The sequence below is a fragment of the Mesorhizobium sp. C399B genome, from assembly GCF_030323185.1.
Classification (GTDB): Bacteria; Pseudomonadota; Alphaproteobacteria; order Rhizobiales; family Rhizobiaceae; genus Mesorhizobium.
In genome coordinates, this window is sequence record NZ_CP100472.1 from 1,139,287 (window position 1) to 1,154,988 (window position 15,702).

Sequence of the window (15,702 nt, forward strand, 5' to 3'; positions counted from 1 at the left end):
TCCGGCTGGAAACCGTTGCTTTGACATCGAAATCCCTGTTCGACCTCAACGGGCGGTTGGCGCTGATCACCGGCTCCGGCCAAGGCATCGGCCTGGCGCTGGCGCGCGGCCTTGCCGAGCATGGCGCAAGTGTCGTGCTCAACGGCCGCGATGCCGGCAAGGTTGCCGGGGCCGTCGCCGGCTTGCGCGACGCCGGCTTCAAAGCGCACCCCTCGACCTTCGACGTGACTGATTTTCGCGCGGTCGATGCCGATGTCGCCCGCATCGAGGCCGAGATCGGCGCCATCGACATCCTGATCAACAATGCCGGCGTGCAGTTTCGCGCCCCGCTCGAGGACTTTCCCGAGGAGCAGTGGGAGCGGCTGTTCAAGACCAATGTCTCCGGCGCCTTCCATGCCGGCAAGGCGGTCGCCCGCAACATGATCGCGCGCGGCAAGGGCAAGATCATCAACATCGGCTCGGTGCAGAGCGAACTCGCCCGGCCCAACATCGCGCCCTATACGGCCACCAAGGGCGCAATCCGCAATTTGACACGCGGCATGTGCACCGACTGGGCGAAATACGGCTTGCAGATCAATGCCATCGCCCCCGGCTATTTCCGCACCGAGATGAACCAGGCGCTGGTCGACAACCAGGAATTCTCCGCCTGGCTGGAAAAGCGCACGCCGGCCGGCCGCTGGGGGTATGTCGACGAACTGATCGGCGCCGCCGTGTTCCTCGCCTCCGACGCCTCGTCCTTCGTCAACGGCCATACGCTCTATGTCGACGGCGGCATGACGGCTTCGGTTTGACGGGAAACCCTATCGCTCAGTCTGAAAATCCACCACTACGGCCGGCAGCACACAGCGGCTTTCGCCCCGCGCCTTGACGCGAGCCCGAACTCAGCCGCACAATCCCGTCGCAGGCGAAGGGAGGCCAGTCGTCTGCGGGAGGTATAACCCATGACGGACGCGATCAGGCTCTATTGGGGCCGGTTCGGACATGTTTCTGTCCTGAATGTCGCCAGCGACTTCGTCACCCATGCGCATGTCGAGGCCCACATCATCATCTGGCTGGAAGGCACGGCCGGCGAGATGACCGTCGGCCGCGAGACGGTGCCGCTGGGTCCCGGCACCGCCGCCGGCATCAATTCCTACCAGCCGCACAGCCACATTCTGTCGCAGAACGGCAGGCCCGGCCTGTTCCTCGCCTTCTACATCGATCCGGATTGGGCGCGCCGGCGCCGCGACCTGCCTTCGTCGGCGCCGTTGTTTGCACAGGCTGCAATCACCCTCGAACCCTGGCTGCACCAGGCCGCCGCCAACCTGCTCGACCATTTGAGCGATAATGAAAGCATCGACGACGTCGCCAATTACGAGATCGAGCGCTTCATCGATAGCGTGCTCGACGCCGCCGACGCCTCGGCGCCGCAGGAGGCGCGCATCCGGGTCAACACAATGCAGGACTTTCGCGTCCGCAAGGCAATCCAGCTGATGAAGGCCAATGTCTGCGAACGCATCTCGTTCGACGACGTCGCCCGCAGTGTCGGTCTGTCGCGGCCGCACTTCTTTGCTTTATTCAAGGAACAGACCAATCTGACGCCCAATGTCTACTGGAACACGCTGCGCATGGAGGAAGCCGTGCGGCAGCTGCAGTGGTCGCAGGAACCGCTGATCTCGGTCGCCTGCAATCTCGGCTTCACCACCCAGGGCAATTTCTCGCGCTTCTTCCGCGACCATGTCGGCGTGCCGCCGACGCTTTACCGCGAAGCGGCGCGTGCCATGGCCTGAACGGGCCGTTCGTTTTTCAGACTCCTTGATAGGGCCGCAAGACCCATTGATAAGCGCAGCACCGCCCGCCGCCCTACCCTGCTGCGTATCGAATTCGTAGGGGAATGATCATATGGCTGAAGTCACCGTCTCCAGCGTCATCGACGCGCCGGTCGAAAAGGTCTGGGCGCGCATACGCGACTTCAACGGCCTGCCGGGCTGGCATCCGCGCATGGTCAAGAGCCATATCGAAGACGGCAAGAGCGCCGAAACCATCGGCTGCGTGCGTAATTTCGAGCTCGCCAGCGGCGCGCGTATCCGCGAAAAACTGCTCGACTTCTCCGACGCGAATTTCCGCGTCAGCTACTCCATCCTGGAGACGCCGCAGCCGTTGACCAATCACAAAGCGACGCTGCAATTGCGCCGCGTTACCGACGGCGACCGCACCTATGCCGAATGGACAGCAACTTTCGACGCGGCGCCCGAAGAGGCCGACAAGATCGCCGCCGGCATGGCCGCCAATGTCTTCCAGGGTGGCTTCAATGCGTTGAAGAGCCATTTTTCTGGCCAGAGCTGAACCAGGGGAGACTGCCATGGCGCTTGCCCTCCAGACCTTTTCGGCCGTCAGGGATGCCAACGCGGCGCTGAAGGCGCCCGGCACCCGCTATCTCGGCGGCGGCACGCTGGTCGTGCGTGCCGCCAATGAAGGCGATGTCTCCGTCACCGGCCTCGTCCGCTCGACCGATCCGACCCTTTCCGAGATTACCGTTGCCGGCGGCAAGGTCCGCATAGGCGCCTCGGTGACGATGGCGGCTATCGCCCGCCATCCGGAGCTTGCGGCGCTGTCCAAGGCCGCACGCGCCGTCGGCGGCCCGGCGATCCGCAATATGGCGACTGTCGGCGGCAATCTGTTCGCACCCGCGCCCTACGGTGATTTCGCTGTCGCCCTGCTGGCGTTGGATGCGACGGTCGGCACCGATGATGGGGAATTGCCTGTCGAGGATTTTCTGGCCAGGCGGGACGGCAGCCGCGCCATCGTCACGTCAGTCGCCTTCGCGCTGCCGAAGGCCGAGAATTTCCGCTTTCTGAAAGTGTCGCGGGTCAAGCCGAAGGGCGTCTCCGTGCTCAGCATCGCCGCCGTTCTCGAACAGGCCGGCGACGGCACTGTCTCCTCGGCGCGGATCGCGCTCGGCTGCATGGCAGACCGGCCGATGCGCGCCCGCGCTGCGGAAAAGGCACTGATCGGCAGCAGGCTTGACCAGGACGGCGTCGCAGCGGCGCTGGCTGCAGCCGGTGAAGGCACTTCGCCAATCACCGACCCGATCGCCAGCGCCTGGTATCGCGCCGAGATTCTGCCGGTCCATCTCGGCCGGCTGCTGCTTACTTAACCACCGCTTGGGGGGCGCGCGTCTGTCCGATCAATCGGGCAGGCGCGCTGGGAGGAAAACATGGCAAAGGTTCCGGTTCAGTTCACGCTCAACGGCTCGGAGAACGCCGAATTTGTCGACAGCGGCACGACGCTGCTGCACGCGCTGCGCGACAAGATCGGCGACACCTCGCCCAAGGGCGGCTGCCACCAGGGCACCTGCGGCGCCTGTTCGGTCATCATCGACGGCGAACTCCGGCTCTCTTGCCTGACCCTGGCCGAGACCTGCAGCGGCGCCGACATCCGCACCACATCGGGCCTCGCTGAGGCCGGCATCCTGCATCCGCTGCAGCGTGCCTTCCTCGATGCCTTCGCCACGCAATGCGGCTTCTGCACGCCGGGCATGATCATGGCCGCCAAGGTGCTGCTTGACCACACGCCCAATCCGAACCGCGAGGATGTGGTCGAGGCGCTGTCCGGCAACATCTGCCGATGCACCGGCTACGAGCCGATCATCCAGGCGGTGCTGACCGCGGCCCGAGCCAATTCGCAGAACGCGCCCTAAGGACCAAAAGAATGGAACTGCGCAAAAACTATTTCGCCGATCAGCGCAAGGACGGCCTGCACGAGATCGGCCATGGGCGGCCGCGGCTGGATTCGCCGGGTCATGTGACGGGCAAGACCGCCTATTTCGCCGACCGCAACGTCCCGAATATGCTTCACCTGAAAATGGTGCGCAGTCCGCACCACCATGCCCGCATCCGTTCGATCGACACTTCCGAAGCGGAGAAGCATCCCGGCGTGGTGAAAATCCTCACCGCCAAGGATGTGCCGCACAATGTCTACACCATCCTGATCCTGATCCAGGTCGGACCGGAAGACGAGACGGTGCTGGCCGACGGCAAGGTACGCTGGAAGGGCGAGGCGGTTGTGGCGGTGCTGGCCGAGACCGAGCGCGCGGCTCAGGAAGCGGCAGCCAAGGTCAAGGTCGATTATGAGGTGCTGCCGGCCGTCTTCGACATGGAAGAAGCGCTGAAGCCCGGCGCGCCTTTGGTCAACGAATATCACGGCCAGAATTATTACCTCTACGACAGCGGCGAATGCCGCAAGGTGCGCTTTGGCGATGTCGAGGCGGGCTTCGCCGGCGCCGACCACATCCTGGAACAGAGTTATCAATCCTCGCCGATCGAGCATGCGCCGACCGAGACCACGGGTTGCGTCGTGGTGCCGGAAGGCAATGACCGCTTCACCTGCTACACCAACACCCAGGCGATGTTCTTCACCCTCGACAACGCGTCGATCATCCTGCAGATGCCCGGCTCAAAACTGCATTTCGTCGGCGGCACTGTCGGCGGCGGCTTTGGCGGCAAGGTCGACGTCATCGTCGAGCCGATCGCCATTCTTGGCGCCAAGCTCACAGGACGTCCCGTCTCCTTCATCTACAGCCGCGAGGAGGAGATGCAGATCTCCTCACCCCGCGCCGCCGAAAAGATAATCATCAAGGACGGCGTGATGAACGATGGCCGCATCGTGGCTCGCAAGGTCACCGGCTACACCGATGCCGGCGCCTATTCGCGCCACTCGCCTTACGGGGCGCAGAAGGGTGCCGCGCACTATCCCGGCCCCTACACCATCCCCAATGTCTGGATCGACACCTACTGCGTTTACACCAACCGTACGCCCTCCTCCGCCATGCGCGGCTTCGGCGTCACCATCGGCGACTTTGCGCTGGAGGTGCAGATGGACAAGCTGGCGCGGCTGATCGGCATGGACCCGCTCGAATTCCGCTTCATCAACGCCTATCGCGATGGCGACATGAAGGCGCATCGCCAGCCGACCGAAGGAGCGGCGCTGATCGAGTGTATGCAGGAGGCGTCGCGCGCCGCCAACTGGCCTGTGGCGGAGAAGTATATGGCGATGTCCTCCTACAAGAAGGGAGCTTGAGATGGCGCTAAGGCGCGGACGCGGCGTCGCCGCGATCAACTATCCGACGGGCATGAACCTTGGCGGCGACCCGACGCAGGCGCTGGTGCATTCGACGCCGACCGGCAATTTCATGGTGACGCTTTCCAGCGTCGATCTCGGTCAGGGCTTGAAGCAGATCATGGCGCAGATCTGCGCCGAGACCATCGGCGTGCCGACGGACCGGGTTACCATCGACACCGCCGACACCGACACCGGTCCGCACTGCATGGGCACCTTCGCCTCGCGCGGCACCCACCGCGCCGGCAACGCCGTCATCCAGGCGGCCAAGGAAGCGCGCCAGGTGATGCTGGAAGTGGCGGCGGAAGAGCTGGAGGTGAACGCCTCCGATCTCGAAACTGATGGCGAGGGCAACATTCTGGTCAAGGGCGCGCCGCAAAAGTCGATCTCGATCTTCGATGTCGCGCTGTCGGCTCATTTCAAGCGTGGCCGCTCGATCTCAGGCCGCGGCATGTTCCTGATCCCGCGCTCCTATCCGGAGAAAGAGACCGGCGCGATGAAGCCGTCGACCTGCTACGCCCATGCCTGCACGGTGGCCGAAGTCGAGGTCGATGACGAGACGGGCGAGGTTACGGTGCTGACCGTGAAGAACGTCTTTGAGATCGGCCGCGCGCTGAACCCGAAAATGGTCGAGCAGCAACTGGTCGGCGGTTCCTGGATGGGCATCAGCCACGCGCTCTACGAAACGACCGAGCCCTATTATCCCAACCGCGACCATGGCGGCACCGACTTCAACCAGTATCTGATGCCGGGACCGGGCGATCTCGCCCAAACCGAGATCATCGTGCTGGAGCGGCCGTCGGCGGATGGTCCTTACGGTGCCAAAGGACCAGGCGAAATGTGCGCGAACCCGCAGATCCCCGCGGTTGCCAATGCCGTCTTCGACGCCGTCGGCGTGCGCATCGACACGCTGCCGATCACACCGGAGCGCATATTGCGCGCGCTGAAGGCGCAAGCGGCGAACTGAGGACGACATGCAGGAGCCGAATGCCGAGACTGTCGCGACCTCGCCGGAGGCGGTGGCACGCCACCTCGCTGGATCGCGCTACCTCGCCGACGACAGCCTGGCCACCGCCATCTTCCTGGCCATACGGCTCGGCAAGCCGCTGCTGCTGGAAGGCGCGCCCGGCGTTGGCAAGACCGAAGCTGCGAAGGCGATCGCGCAACTGCTTGGCCGCGATCTGGTGCGGCTGCAATGCTATGAAGGCATCGACGCAGCACACGCGCTCTACGAATGGAACTACCAGCGCCAGCTGCTCGCCATCCGCCATGCCGGCGAGCATGAGATCGACATCTATGACGACCGCTTTCTGATCGCGCGGCCATTGCTGCAGGTGCTGCGGGCGCCGGAGCAGCGCGTGCTGCTGGTCGACGAGATCGACCGCTCCGACCACGAATTCGAAGCGCTGCTTCTCGAATTCCTCTCCGACTTCCAGATCAGCATCCCTGAGCGCGGCACGATCCGCGCCGAGGCGCAGCCGATCGTCATCCTGACCTCGAACCGAACCCGCGAACTGGCGGAGGCGCTGCGTCGGCGTTGCGTCTATCACTGGATCGGCTATCCCGACGCCGAGCGCGAAGCCGCCATCATCATGCTGCGCGCCGGCGATGTCGCCGAGACCACCGCGCGCGCCGTGGCGAATGCCGTGCAGTCGATCCGCGCGCGGCCACTGGCCAAGCCGCCCGGCATCTCCGAGGCCGTCGAATGGGCCAACGCCGCCACCATACTGGAGAAAGGCGGCAGCCCATGGCCGCAAGCCTTCCGCCGCGCCATCGGCGTGCTGATCAAGGACGAGGAGGATTTGTCCGCGATCGCGCCGGAGCTTGGTGCCATCGTCGAGGAGGCGCTGGGGTGACGTGTGAGGTCAACAGCTCGTTCACAGCGAGGTGGCCTCACCTGGGCACTCTGCAACGCTGGCGGGACAGCGCCCCCCTCTGTCCTGCCGGACATCTCCCCCACAAGGGGGGAGATCAGCCGTCATCCTGGCTTTCGCCAATCTCCAGCGGCGCAGAAAGAACCGAAGCGCCAAAGCTGCTGATCTCCCCCCTTGTGGGGGAGATGTCCGGCAGGACAGAGGGGGGCGCGAAGGAATGATGCGTCAGGGAACCCTTCCTCTCGCCTCCGCGCCCTTCCTCGACTTCGCCCGGCTGCTGCGCCGCCACGCCTTTGCCGTCGCCCCCGAGCAGGTCTGCAGCTTCATGCAGGCCATAACCCTGCTCGGCCCGCGCTCCATGGCCGACATCCGCGAGGCGGCGCTCGCAACGCTTGCCCCCCCGCCCGATCGCCGCGGCGAATTCGAGGCGCATTTTCGCAATCACTTCCATGGCGATGGCCAACCCTCGATCGAAGGCGAGGAAGACGAGGAAACCCGCATCAAAGACGATCACGGCACGCGCCAGGAGGAGAAACAGACGACGCGCCAGGAGAAAGGCGGCGAGCTGTCGTCGGGCCTGGAGCAACTGAGCACGCGCGATTTTCAGCGCGACGATGACAGGCTGACCGCCTTTCGCCGCAAGCTGTCGGCTGCCCTCCCCGCGCGCCGCTCATTCCGCACCGTGCGCACCCATTCGCGCGGCAAGCTCGACCTGCGCCGCTCGCTCAGGGAAATCGTCAGCGCCGATGGCGATATCCCCTCGCCGCAGCTCCGCCGCCGCCAGACGGTGCCGCGCAAACTGCTGATCCTCATCGACGTCTCCGGCTCGATGAAGCTGCACACATCGGATTATCTCAAATTGGCGCACGCCGCCGTACAAGGTGCTGACCGTGCCGAAATCTTCACCTTCGGCACGCAGCTCACCCGAATCACGTCCGCACTGCGTATCCGCGATCGCGACCAGGCTCTCGCCCGAGCGGCGGCACTCGTAGACGACTGGGACGGCGGCACGCGCATGGGACCGACCCTGCTCGCCTTCCTCTCGGTGCCGCGGTTCTCGGCCTTCACGCGCGGTGCCGCTGTGATCATCCTGTCGGACGCGCTGGAGCGCGGCGACCATGCCGATCTCGAGACCGCGATACGCCGCCTGAGCGCCCGCGCCTTTCGCCTGTCGCTGGCCACACCGCTGGCCGGTGACCCGCGTTTCCTTCCCGCCACGGCAGCACTCCGCGCCATCCTGCCTGATCTCGACGATCTCATCGACGGCTCGTCGCCCGGGAGCCTCACCGATTTCATCCTGTCGCTCGCCCGCCCTGCCCCGGCGGCGTCGGCAATCTGGAAAAGGGTATCGTGATGCAGAAAGCCATCGACGCGCATTTCCACATCTGGCGCCAGCAGGATCAGCCCTGGCTGGTCGGCCCGATGGTGCCGCGCATTTTTGGCCCCTACGAGCCGATTCGCCGCGACTATCCGATCGAGGAATTTCTCGCCGATCAGCAAGGCGCAGGTGTCGAGAAGGCCGTCTATGTCCAGACCAACTGGGCCAAGGAGGATTTCGAAAAAGAAGTCGCCTTCCTGCAGAAGACTGCCGACGAGACCGGCTGGCCGCACGCTATCGTCGGCTATACCGATATGACTGTCGACGATGTCCGGCCCCAGATCGATCGATTGAAAAAGTACCCGCTGCTGCGCGGCGTGCGCATGCAGCTGCATTGGCACGAGACGCCGGCCTTCCGCTTCGCTGCCTCGGCCGATCAGGTCATCGACCCCAAGGTGCGGGCCAATGTCGCGCGGCTTAAAGACTATGGCCTGTCCTTCGACCTGCAGCTTTTCCCTGCCCAGATGAAGGACGGGCTGACGCTGGTCGGCGAGAACCCGCAGATCAACTTCATCCTCACCCATGCCGGCATGCTGACCGGCATGGAGCCGGAAACCACCGAGGCCTGGAAAGCCGGCCTGAGTACTCTATCAACAGCGCCGAACTTCTACGCCAAGCTGTCGGGCCTCGGCACCTTCGCCCACCGCAACGATCCGGCGTTGATTGCCTACATCGTCGACAATGCGATCGACATTCTGGGCGCTGACCACCTGATGTTCGGCTCCAACTTCCCGATAGAGAAGCTCTGGACCAGCCACGCCGAACTGATCAAGGCGCATCGTGCAGCCGTGGCGAAGCACGGTCCGGTGGCGGAAGCGGATATCTTTTGGAATACAGCAGAGAAGGTTTACAGACCGGCATAGCGCACGCTTTCCCTTCTCCCACAGGGGAGAAGCGAAAGCCGCCCCTCACTTCACTTCAAACTCAGGATCGACCGGAATCTGCATCGCAGTCACCAGATGGTTGGTCTGCCCGGCCAGCCCGATGATCGACGCCAGCTCGCCATGCTGCGCATCGGTCAAGCCTTTGGCGCGGGCAGCTGCCGTATGCGAATGGACGCAATAGGAACAGCCATTGGCGGTCGACACAGCGATGTAGATCATCTCCTTGGTCAGCGGATCGATGGCGCTTTCCGTAGCCATCACCACTTTCACCTGGTCCCATGTCCGTTTCAGCAAGGCCGGATCGTTGGCCAGCCCGCGCCAGAAATTGTTGACGAAGTCCGACTTGCGCGTCGCGCGGATGTCGTCGAACACAGCCTTCGCAACCGGGATTTTTTCGACCTCGGCATCGCTGAGGAGTTTTGTGGCGGCCATGGCGTTTCCTTTCGTTGAATCGGTGGATCAGGTGGTTGAATCAGGTTTCGAGCAAGGGCGGCTAACCGGCTATTCCGATTCAGTTTTTGATGCTGACAGAACCATGGCGATTGGCCGAAGCATCTCAGCTTCGTCATTCACGGGCGAAGCAGGCGCGAAGCGCCGTCGCGGAGACCCGAGGATGACGAAGGCGCTGAGGCCTTCGCCAATTGGTGACGTATGCGCACCGTCAAACACCGACCGGCAACCTAGTGCACTGCCGCATACATGATCTTCTCCTCCGTCGCCTCCGCCGGCGAGAACTCCTCCACGATGCGCCCCTGTCGGCACACCAGAATCCGATCCGACAGGTTCATGATTTCCGGCAGGTAGGACGAGATCACCACCACCGCCAGCCCCTCATCGGCCAGCCGGTTGATGATCTGGTGGATCTCGGCGATGGCGCCGACATCGACGCCGCGCGTCGGCTCGTCGAAGATGACGATGCGCGGCTGCTGCACCAGCCCCTTGCCGATCACCACCTTCTGCTGGTTGCCACCGGAAAGCTCGACCACGCGGGCGTTGTCGTTTATCGCCTTGATGTTCAGCGTCTTCGTCCATTCTGCGGAAAGCGTGCGCATCTCCTGCTGGTTGATCACCCAGGCCTTTTCGCGGCCCGCCGCCAGGAGCCCGCCGAACAAATTCTCGGCAATGCCCATCGTCTCGAAAATGCCCTCGCTTTTGCGGTCCTCGGAGACGTAGACGATGCCGTCGGCGACCGCTTCGCTCGGCACGAGATAGCGTACCGGCCGGTCGTCCAGCTCGATGGCGCCGCCGCGCAGGAAATCGCGCTTGTAGATGCCCGACACGATCTTGAAGGTCTCGGTGCGGCCCGAGCCGATCAGCCCGAACACGCCGGTGATCTGTCCCTGAAAGATCGAGAAGGAGGTGTTGCGCACGACATTGCTCATCGAAATGTCCTGCACCGACAGCACCTTCTTGCCGGCCTTGCGCAGCTTCGCCTCGTCGCGCTGGCGGTAGATCTGTCCCGACAAAGTGCGCCCTACCATGGCGGCGACGATCTTGTCGCGATCGAAGGCCGATGTGTCGTCGGTTATGACCAACTCGCCATCGCGCAGGATTGTGATGCGGTCGGCGATCATTAGCGCCTCTTCCAATGCATGGCTGATGAAGACGATCGAGACGCCGTTCGCCTTCAGCCGCCGGATCAGTGCGAAAAAGTGCCGCTTCTCCTCCGGCGTCAGCGTCGCCGTCGGCTCGTCGAAGATGATAATCTCGGCATTGTGGTGAACGGCGCGCGCGATCTCGACCATCTGACGCTTGGCCGCGCCGAGCGTTGCCACCATGGCGTTCGGGTCGACCGGGAAGTTCAGCGATTGCAAAAACTGTTGCGCCGAAATGTAGGTGCCGCGCAGCCGGTTGAGAAACTTTTCGGTGCCGAGATAGAGGTTCTGCGCCACTGTCATCGACGGCACCAGGCTGGTCTCCTGGAACACCATGGCGATGCCGGCCTCGAGCGCCGCATGCGGCGAGGCGTAGGCGATCTCGCGGCCTTTGTGGAACATCTTGCCGGAAGTGGCGTCGACGACGCCGGCAATGATCTTGGTCAGTGTCGATTTTCCGGCGCCATTCTCGCCGAGCAGCGCGTGGATTTCGCCCTTGCGCAGTTCGAAGCTGACTTGTCTGACCGCGGGCACGCCGCGATAGTTCTTGGTGACATTTTCCAGGCGCACGATCGGTTCCATCAGAGACCTCCTGCGTCGATGGCCAGCACGCAATCGCCGCCCCTGGAGGCGATGAACAGGCGGCCGTCCGTTTCCGCCACGCTGCAGATGCCATGGCGCGTGCCGTCGGCGCGGCTGTGCAGGCTGAATTGCGGCTGCATGTTCTGATCGAGCCTTACCACCAGCCCATAGGAGCGGCTCGGCGACCAGGGCTTGTGGATGCCCATGGTGCGGATGCCGCCGCATTGCAGCGGTTCGAGGAAGCTGCGATTGGAGGCCAAAGCCGGCGCGATCCAGTAGGCCGGCGCCACCTGGTCTAGCATGTCGCGCCGATAGTGGGTTTCCTGGAGAACGAATTCGATCAGCCGGTTGCGTGGCGCGAACAGAGCCAGCCACGCGCCGCCATCGCCGGCCGGCGCGAGGCGCGCGGGATAGCCGGGCAGATGCGTCAGCACGGTCGAGCGGCTACCGGTCGCACCATCGAAGCGAACGAGCTGATGGCGCCAGCTTTCGCTGACCAGCACATCCCGGCCAATGGGATGCAGCCCATAGGGAAAGGCGATATCGCCGGCCACTTTGCGGAACTCGGCGGCGGCCGCGTCCCGCCTCCAAAGCGAACCGGACGCGCCCTTCTTCATCAGGTCGGCGGCCCATTGCGACGGCGTGTGCTCAGCCGAGCCATTGGCCAGCCACAACGTGCCGTCGTCTGCATAGGCAAGCGCGGTGATGCAGCTGACGCCGGCCGGCAGCGAAACCTCCTTGCCGGCAACCAGCAGCTTGCCGCTTTCCAACCCCACCGTCAGTTCGCCCGACAGTGATAGAGCCAGCGCCGTGATGGGGGAAAGAAAGGTCCCGACAACCTTCGGCTCCACCCCTGCGGCAAGCGAATATACCGCATTGCCGCTGGAAACGAGCAGCCGGCCATCGGCAACCAGAAGATTGTCGGGTTCGATCAGTCCGGCAAAAACCGGCGCACCATCGAGCCGCGTGTTGGGGCGGAAGGCGCCGTCGAGCGGCGGGATGGTGACGGCCTTGCCGCGAAACATGTCCAAGATGGGATCGAGGATCATGGCTGCGTTCCCCAATAAGAAGCGGAGCTGGTCCAGGTCGGGTCCGCGCCCGCAATCTTGTAGCGGCCGATGCGGTTGTTGAGGATGCCGCCGACGAACAGGAAACCCTTGTGCTCGCGCATCGAGGTGACCATCGGATGCGCGCCGCCGGTGAGGTCGCCCATCGCCTCGATAATGCCGCCCTTGTCGTTGAATTTCACCACGCCGCCGGTGTTGATGTTGGGGAACAGCCACTCGTCCTGCGGCAGCCGGCGCGTCATGCGCTTGCGCATATCGGGATGGCGCAGCGACAGGTCGAAGCTCGGCGTGCGCATGCCGAGCCATGCCATCCAGTAATTGCCGTCGGAGGCGCGGTTGATGTTGTCGGGATAACCCGGCATGTCGCGGATGACGCATTCGGCGGCGCCCGCCTTCGGCCCTTCCAGCCAGTAGCGATGCACGCGGCAGGCCCAGCTCTCAGCGAAGAACAGCGACTTCCCGTCATGCGCCATGCACACACCATTGGTGTAGCGGTAGCCGTCGAGCAGCGTTTTCGTCGAACCGTCCTTCGGGTCATAGACCAGCAGCCGGCCGGTGGCGCGGTTCTCGATCGAGTCAAGCGCCCAATCGTGGGCGTCATAGCGCTTGGTGGAGTCAGTGAAATAGATGCGCCCGTCCGGCGCGATGTCGCAATCATTGGGGTCGCGCAGCCGCGCATCGTCTACGATCGAGGTCCAGGAGCGCGACGTCTCGGCCGACAAGCGCCTCACTTCCCGATCCGGTGAGACGGAATAGAGCCCCATGGCGCCGACGCAGCTGATCAGATTGCCCGATTTGTCGAAGGCCAAGCCTAGCGGAAAACCACCGATATGGGCAAACACCTCCGACTTCACATAATCCGGTGCGAAAAAGCGGACGATCTCGCCATGGCGCGTGCCGCAATAGAGATGGTCGTCGCGGTCGAGGATGACGTCTTCCGGCCCTTCCAACTCGCCGAGCCCGATATGGTCGGCCGCCGACAGCCGGTTGTCGAGCGCGTAGGGCGTGCCTGAGCCCGGCACCGCAGACTGTGTCTCGCCCATCTTGAGATAGACCGGCGCGACATAGACTTCGTTGAGCACCTTATGGCGGTTCTTCAGCCAGCGGATGTCGATCGTCACCGCCACCGCCAGCATGATGCCCAGCACCATCTGGTTGGTGCCGGTGCCATAGCCCAGCCGGATCAGCCCGTTGGTCATGGTCAGCACGATGATGGCGCCCATCAGCCCCTTGATGACCGAGCCGCGGCCACCACCCAGGCTGACCCCGCCGACCACCGCCGCCGTCAGCGCCATGATCTCAAGGTTGAGGCCGGTGCCCGGCCCTGCCCCACTCAGGCGGCAAGCGATCAGGAAGCCGCCGATCGAGGCGCAGAAGCCGGAAAAGACATAGGTCATGAACACGGTGCGACGCACGCGAATGCCGGCATTGTGCGCCGAGCGCCTGGATCCGCCGACCGCCAGCACATGCCAGCCCGGCCGGGAGCGCGTCAGCGCGATATGGGTGACGATGGCAAGAATGATCGCCAGCCACACCGAGACCGAAAGCCCCCAGAAGGTGCTGTCGCCGATGAAGTCGAGCACATCGGATGTCGCCTGGGAAAGCTGCACGTCTGCGGCATAGGTGGTGACGAGAATATCGAACAGCGCCCGGCCAAAAATGAAGGTGACCAGCGTAGTCAGAAAGGCGCGCAGCCTGAGATAGCCGACGAGGTAGCCGTTGACGGCGCCGAAGATGAGCCCGGTGGCAAGCGATGCCGCCAGCGCCAGCCAGATAGACTGTTCGAGGATGAAGAAGACATAGACGGCGGAGAAGCAGGACAGCGCGAAGATCGAACCGACGGACAGATCGATGCCGCCGCCCAGCATCACCACCGTCATGCCGGTGACCACCATCGAGAACTCGCCGAGCTGGCGGGTCGATTCCTGTAGCGAGGTCAGCTTGAAGAAGCCGGGAATGATCGAGCCGAACACGCTGAGCGTCGCCACCAGCGCCAGGAACGGAATGGCGTTGTCGGTCCAGCGTTTTGTCAGGATTTCGCCGACCAGATGGTCGGGCACGAGATTGTAGCGCCAGGACTGGAGGCGTTCGCGAAAGGACATCGGCGGCTGCTATTCCATGAGGGAACGAGGTGACCGGATTGTCCAGCCACCTCGTTTATTTCAGTCGAAAAAGCGCGGCTTACTTCGCCGCCGCTTCGGCCTGCAGTGCCTTCAGGTCCCAGCAGCTGTCGGGCTTGAGGTCGGCCTTGGTCGTAGCCTTCTCCAGTGTGTAGATGTAGGTGTGCGACGTGCCGGCCGGCTGGCCGCTCTGCAGCAGGAACTTGATGATAGCGTTCATGTCGCCGGACTGGCGAGCCAGATCGGTCATCACCACGGCGCCGTAAGTTCCGTCCTGCAATTTGTCGCAATCGGCCGCCTTCTCGCCGCCGCCGGTGGTGACCAAAAAGACCTTGCCGTCGAGCTTGGCGTCGCGGATGGCGGCGGATGCGCCGGTGGCGTCACCATCCCAGAAGTCGATGATCGAGCAGATGTCGGGGTTCTGCTGCAGCATTGTCGTCGTCACGTTGCGCGACGTCGTCGGATCCCAGTTGGAGTCGGGCTTGGCCACGACTTTGAAGTCGGGGTGCTTCTCCAGCACCTTCATGATGCCGGCATACTGGTAGAGACTGGACGAGTTGGCCTGATCACCCTGCACAAGGCCGATCTTCTTCGACGAGTTCTCGCCGCAGCCCTTGATCGCCGCTTCGGCTTCGAGCTGGCCAAGCCGGTCCCAGTCGCTGCCGACAAAGGCGTCGGCCGGGAAGTTGGCGGGGTTGTCGACCAGTATGACGTAGGTGCCGGCGGCCTGTGCCTTCTTCATCAGCTTGGAATAGGAGTTGAGGTCCGGCGCATGGATGATCAGCACGTCCGGCCTTGTGTCGGACGAGATCGCGTCGGTGATCGCCTGTGCGCCGGCATCGACGACCCAGTTCGGATCGCGTGTTTCGAAGGTGCCGCCCCAGGCCTCGACTTCCGTCTTCAGATAGTGCGACCAGCCCTGCGCAAGGTCGAAGCCCATCGCCAGCGGCACCAGCATGACGCGCTTGCCCTTGAGCGCCTGCGCGTATGCGGCCGGGCCCGGATCGTCGGCGGCGAAGGTCGGCGCGACGAAGGCGGTAGCGGCAAGCGCCGTGGCGGCCGCCATCAGTGTTCTGATCAGTTTCATGTCACATCCTCTGTTTTT

The 15,702-nt window shown here is 63.8% G+C and carries 15 protein-coding genes; 10 read left to right on the forward strand and 5 right to left on the reverse strand.

Features of this window, described 5'->3' with window-relative positions:
• Positions 1–20: 20 nt before the first annotated feature.
• The 10 genes from NLY36_RS05480 to NLY36_RS05525 all read left to right on the forward strand — a co-directional run bounded on the left by NLY36_RS05480 (position 21) and on the right by NLY36_RS05525 (position 9,212).
• Positions 21–791, forward strand: a complete 771-nt coding sequence (locus NLY36_RS05480) for an SDR family oxidoreductase (RefSeq protein ID WP_023712093.1) — start codon at positions 21–23, stop codon at positions 789–791.
• A 150-nt stretch (positions 792–941) separates the two neighbouring features.
• Complete coding sequence (locus tag NLY36_RS05485; protein WP_023733130.1) at positions 942–1,769, forward strand: AraC family transcriptional regulator; 828 nt, start codon at positions 942–944, stop codon at positions 1,767–1,769.
• A gap of 112 nt (positions 1,770–1,881) precedes the next feature.
• Positions 1,882–2,325: an SRPBCC family protein gene (locus tag NLY36_RS05490; protein ID WP_023673045.1), complete on the forward strand. Its 444-nt coding sequence runs from the start codon at positions 1,882–1,884 to the stop codon at positions 2,323–2,325.
• 16 nt (positions 2,326–2,341) lie between these two features.
• The gene (locus NLY36_RS05495) at positions 2,342–3,136 is read left to right on the forward strand and encodes an FAD binding domain-containing protein (protein ID WP_023736008.1); all 795 of its coding nucleotides are present in this window, start codon (positions 2,342–2,344) and stop codon (positions 3,134–3,136) included.
• A gap of 60 nt (positions 3,137–3,196) precedes the next feature.
• Complete coding sequence (locus tag NLY36_RS05500) at positions 3,197–3,679, forward strand: (2Fe-2S)-binding protein (RefSeq protein WP_023736009.1); 483 nt, start codon at positions 3,197–3,199, stop codon at positions 3,677–3,679.
• 11 nt (positions 3,680–3,690) lie between these two features.
• On the forward strand, positions 3,691–5,058 hold the full coding sequence (locus NLY36_RS05505) for a xanthine dehydrogenase family protein molybdopterin-binding subunit (RefSeq protein WP_023736010.1): 1,368 nt from the start codon (positions 3,691–3,693) through the stop codon (positions 5,056–5,058).
• 1 nt (position 5,059) lies between these two features.
• The gene (locus NLY36_RS05510; protein ID WP_023696212.1) at positions 5,060–6,064 is read left to right on the forward strand and encodes a xanthine dehydrogenase family protein molybdopterin-binding subunit; all 1,005 of its coding nucleotides are present in this window, start codon (positions 5,060–5,062) and stop codon (positions 6,062–6,064) included.
• 7 nt (positions 6,065–6,071) lie between these two features.
• On the forward strand, positions 6,072–6,953 hold the full coding sequence (locus NLY36_RS05515; RefSeq protein ID WP_023736011.1) for an AAA family ATPase: 882 nt from the start codon (positions 6,072–6,074) through the stop codon (positions 6,951–6,953).
• A gap of 235 nt (positions 6,954–7,188) precedes the next feature.
• A complete protein-coding gene (locus NLY36_RS05520; protein ID WP_023736012.1) occupies positions 7,189–8,325 on the forward strand; it encodes a vWA domain-containing protein in 1,137 nt (378 codons plus the stop codon).
• Complete coding sequence (locus NLY36_RS05525) at positions 8,325–9,212, forward strand: amidohydrolase family protein (protein WP_023687944.1); 888 nt, start codon at positions 8,325–8,327, stop codon at positions 9,210–9,212. Before NLY36_RS05520 ends, NLY36_RS05525 begins: the two co-directional genes overlap by 1 nt.
• Before the next feature lie 45 nt (positions 9,213–9,257).
• Here the strand turns inward: NLY36_RS05525 and NLY36_RS05530 are convergent, their stop codons facing one another.
• The 5 genes from NLY36_RS05530 to NLY36_RS05550 form a co-directional block, all read right to left on the reverse strand.
• On the reverse strand, positions 9,258–9,665 hold the full coding sequence (locus NLY36_RS05530; RefSeq protein WP_023736013.1) for a carboxymuconolactone decarboxylase family protein: 408 nt from the start codon (positions 9,663–9,665) through the stop codon (positions 9,258–9,260).
• Positions 9,666–9,913: 248 nt separating this feature from the next.
• The gene (locus NLY36_RS05535; RefSeq protein WP_023736014.1) at positions 9,914–11,410 is read right to left on the reverse strand and encodes a sugar ABC transporter ATP-binding protein; all 1,497 of its coding nucleotides are present in this window, start codon (positions 11,408–11,410) and stop codon (positions 9,914–9,916) included.
• Entirely contained in the window at positions 11,410–12,459 is a 1,050-nt protein-coding gene (locus tag NLY36_RS05540) for an NHL repeat-containing protein (protein ID WP_023736015.1), read from the reverse strand. Before NLY36_RS05540 ends, NLY36_RS05535 begins: the two co-directional genes overlap by 1 nt.
• Complete coding sequence (locus NLY36_RS05545; protein ID WP_023746981.1) at positions 12,456–14,579, reverse strand: ABC transporter permease; 2,124 nt, start codon at positions 14,577–14,579, stop codon at positions 12,456–12,458. Before NLY36_RS05545 ends, NLY36_RS05540 begins: the two co-directional genes overlap by 4 nt.
• 79 nt (positions 14,580–14,658) lie before the next feature.
• Positions 14,659–15,684, reverse strand: coding sequence for a sugar ABC transporter substrate-binding protein (locus NLY36_RS05550; protein ID WP_023668177.1), 1,026 nt, complete (start codon positions 15,682–15,684; stop codon positions 14,659–14,661).
• Positions 15,685–15,702 lie beyond the last annotated feature (18 nt).

Excerpts from the sequence above, each read along its gene's own strand:
- NLY36_RS05535 (WP_023736014.1), bottom strand. The coding sequence starts at position 11,410 with ATGGAACCGATCGTGCGCCTGGAAAATGTCACCAAGAACTATCGCGGC.
- NLY36_RS05545 (WP_023746981.1), bottom strand. The coding sequence starts at position 14,579 with ATGTCCTTTCGCGAACGCCTCCAGTCCTGGCGCTACAATCTCGTGCCC.
- NLY36_RS05515 (WP_023736011.1), top strand. The coding sequence starts at position 6,072 with ATGCAGGAGCCGAATGCCGAGACTGTCGCGACCTCGCCGGAGGCGGTG.
- NLY36_RS05505 (WP_023736010.1), top strand. The coding sequence starts at position 3,691 with ATGGAACTGCGCAAAAACTATTTCGCCGATCAGCGCAAGGACGGCCTG.
- NLY36_RS05540 (WP_023736015.1), bottom strand. The coding sequence starts at position 12,459 with ATGATCCTCGATCCCATCTTGGACATGTTTCGCGGCAAGGCCGTCACC.
- NLY36_RS05530 (WP_023736013.1), bottom strand. The coding sequence starts at position 9,665 with ATGGCCGCCACAAAACTCCTCAGCGATGCCGAGGTCGAAAAAATCCCG.
- NLY36_RS05520 (WP_023736012.1), top strand. The coding sequence starts at position 7,189 with ATGATGCGTCAGGGAACCCTTCCTCTCGCCTCCGCGCCCTTCCTCGAC.
- NLY36_RS05500 (WP_023736009.1), top strand. The coding sequence starts at position 3,197 with ATGGCAAAGGTTCCGGTTCAGTTCACGCTCAACGGCTCGGAGAACGCC.
- NLY36_RS05490 (WP_023673045.1), top strand. The coding sequence starts at position 1,882 with ATGGCTGAAGTCACCGTCTCCAGCGTCATCGACGCGCCGGTCGAAAAG.
- NLY36_RS05525 (WP_023687944.1), top strand. The coding sequence starts at position 8,325 with ATGCAGAAAGCCATCGACGCGCATTTCCACATCTGGCGCCAGCAGGAT.
- NLY36_RS05510 (WP_023696212.1), top strand. The coding sequence starts at position 5,060 with ATGGCGCTAAGGCGCGGACGCGGCGTCGCCGCGATCAACTATCCGACG.
- NLY36_RS05485 (WP_023733130.1), top strand. The coding sequence starts at position 942 with ATGACGGACGCGATCAGGCTCTATTGGGGCCGGTTCGGACATGTTTCT.
- NLY36_RS05495 (WP_023736008.1), top strand. The coding sequence starts at position 2,342 with ATGGCGCTTGCCCTCCAGACCTTTTCGGCCGTCAGGGATGCCAACGCG.
- NLY36_RS05550 (WP_023668177.1), bottom strand. The coding sequence starts at position 15,684 with ATGAAACTGATCAGAACACTGATGGCGGCCGCCACGGCGCTTGCCGCT.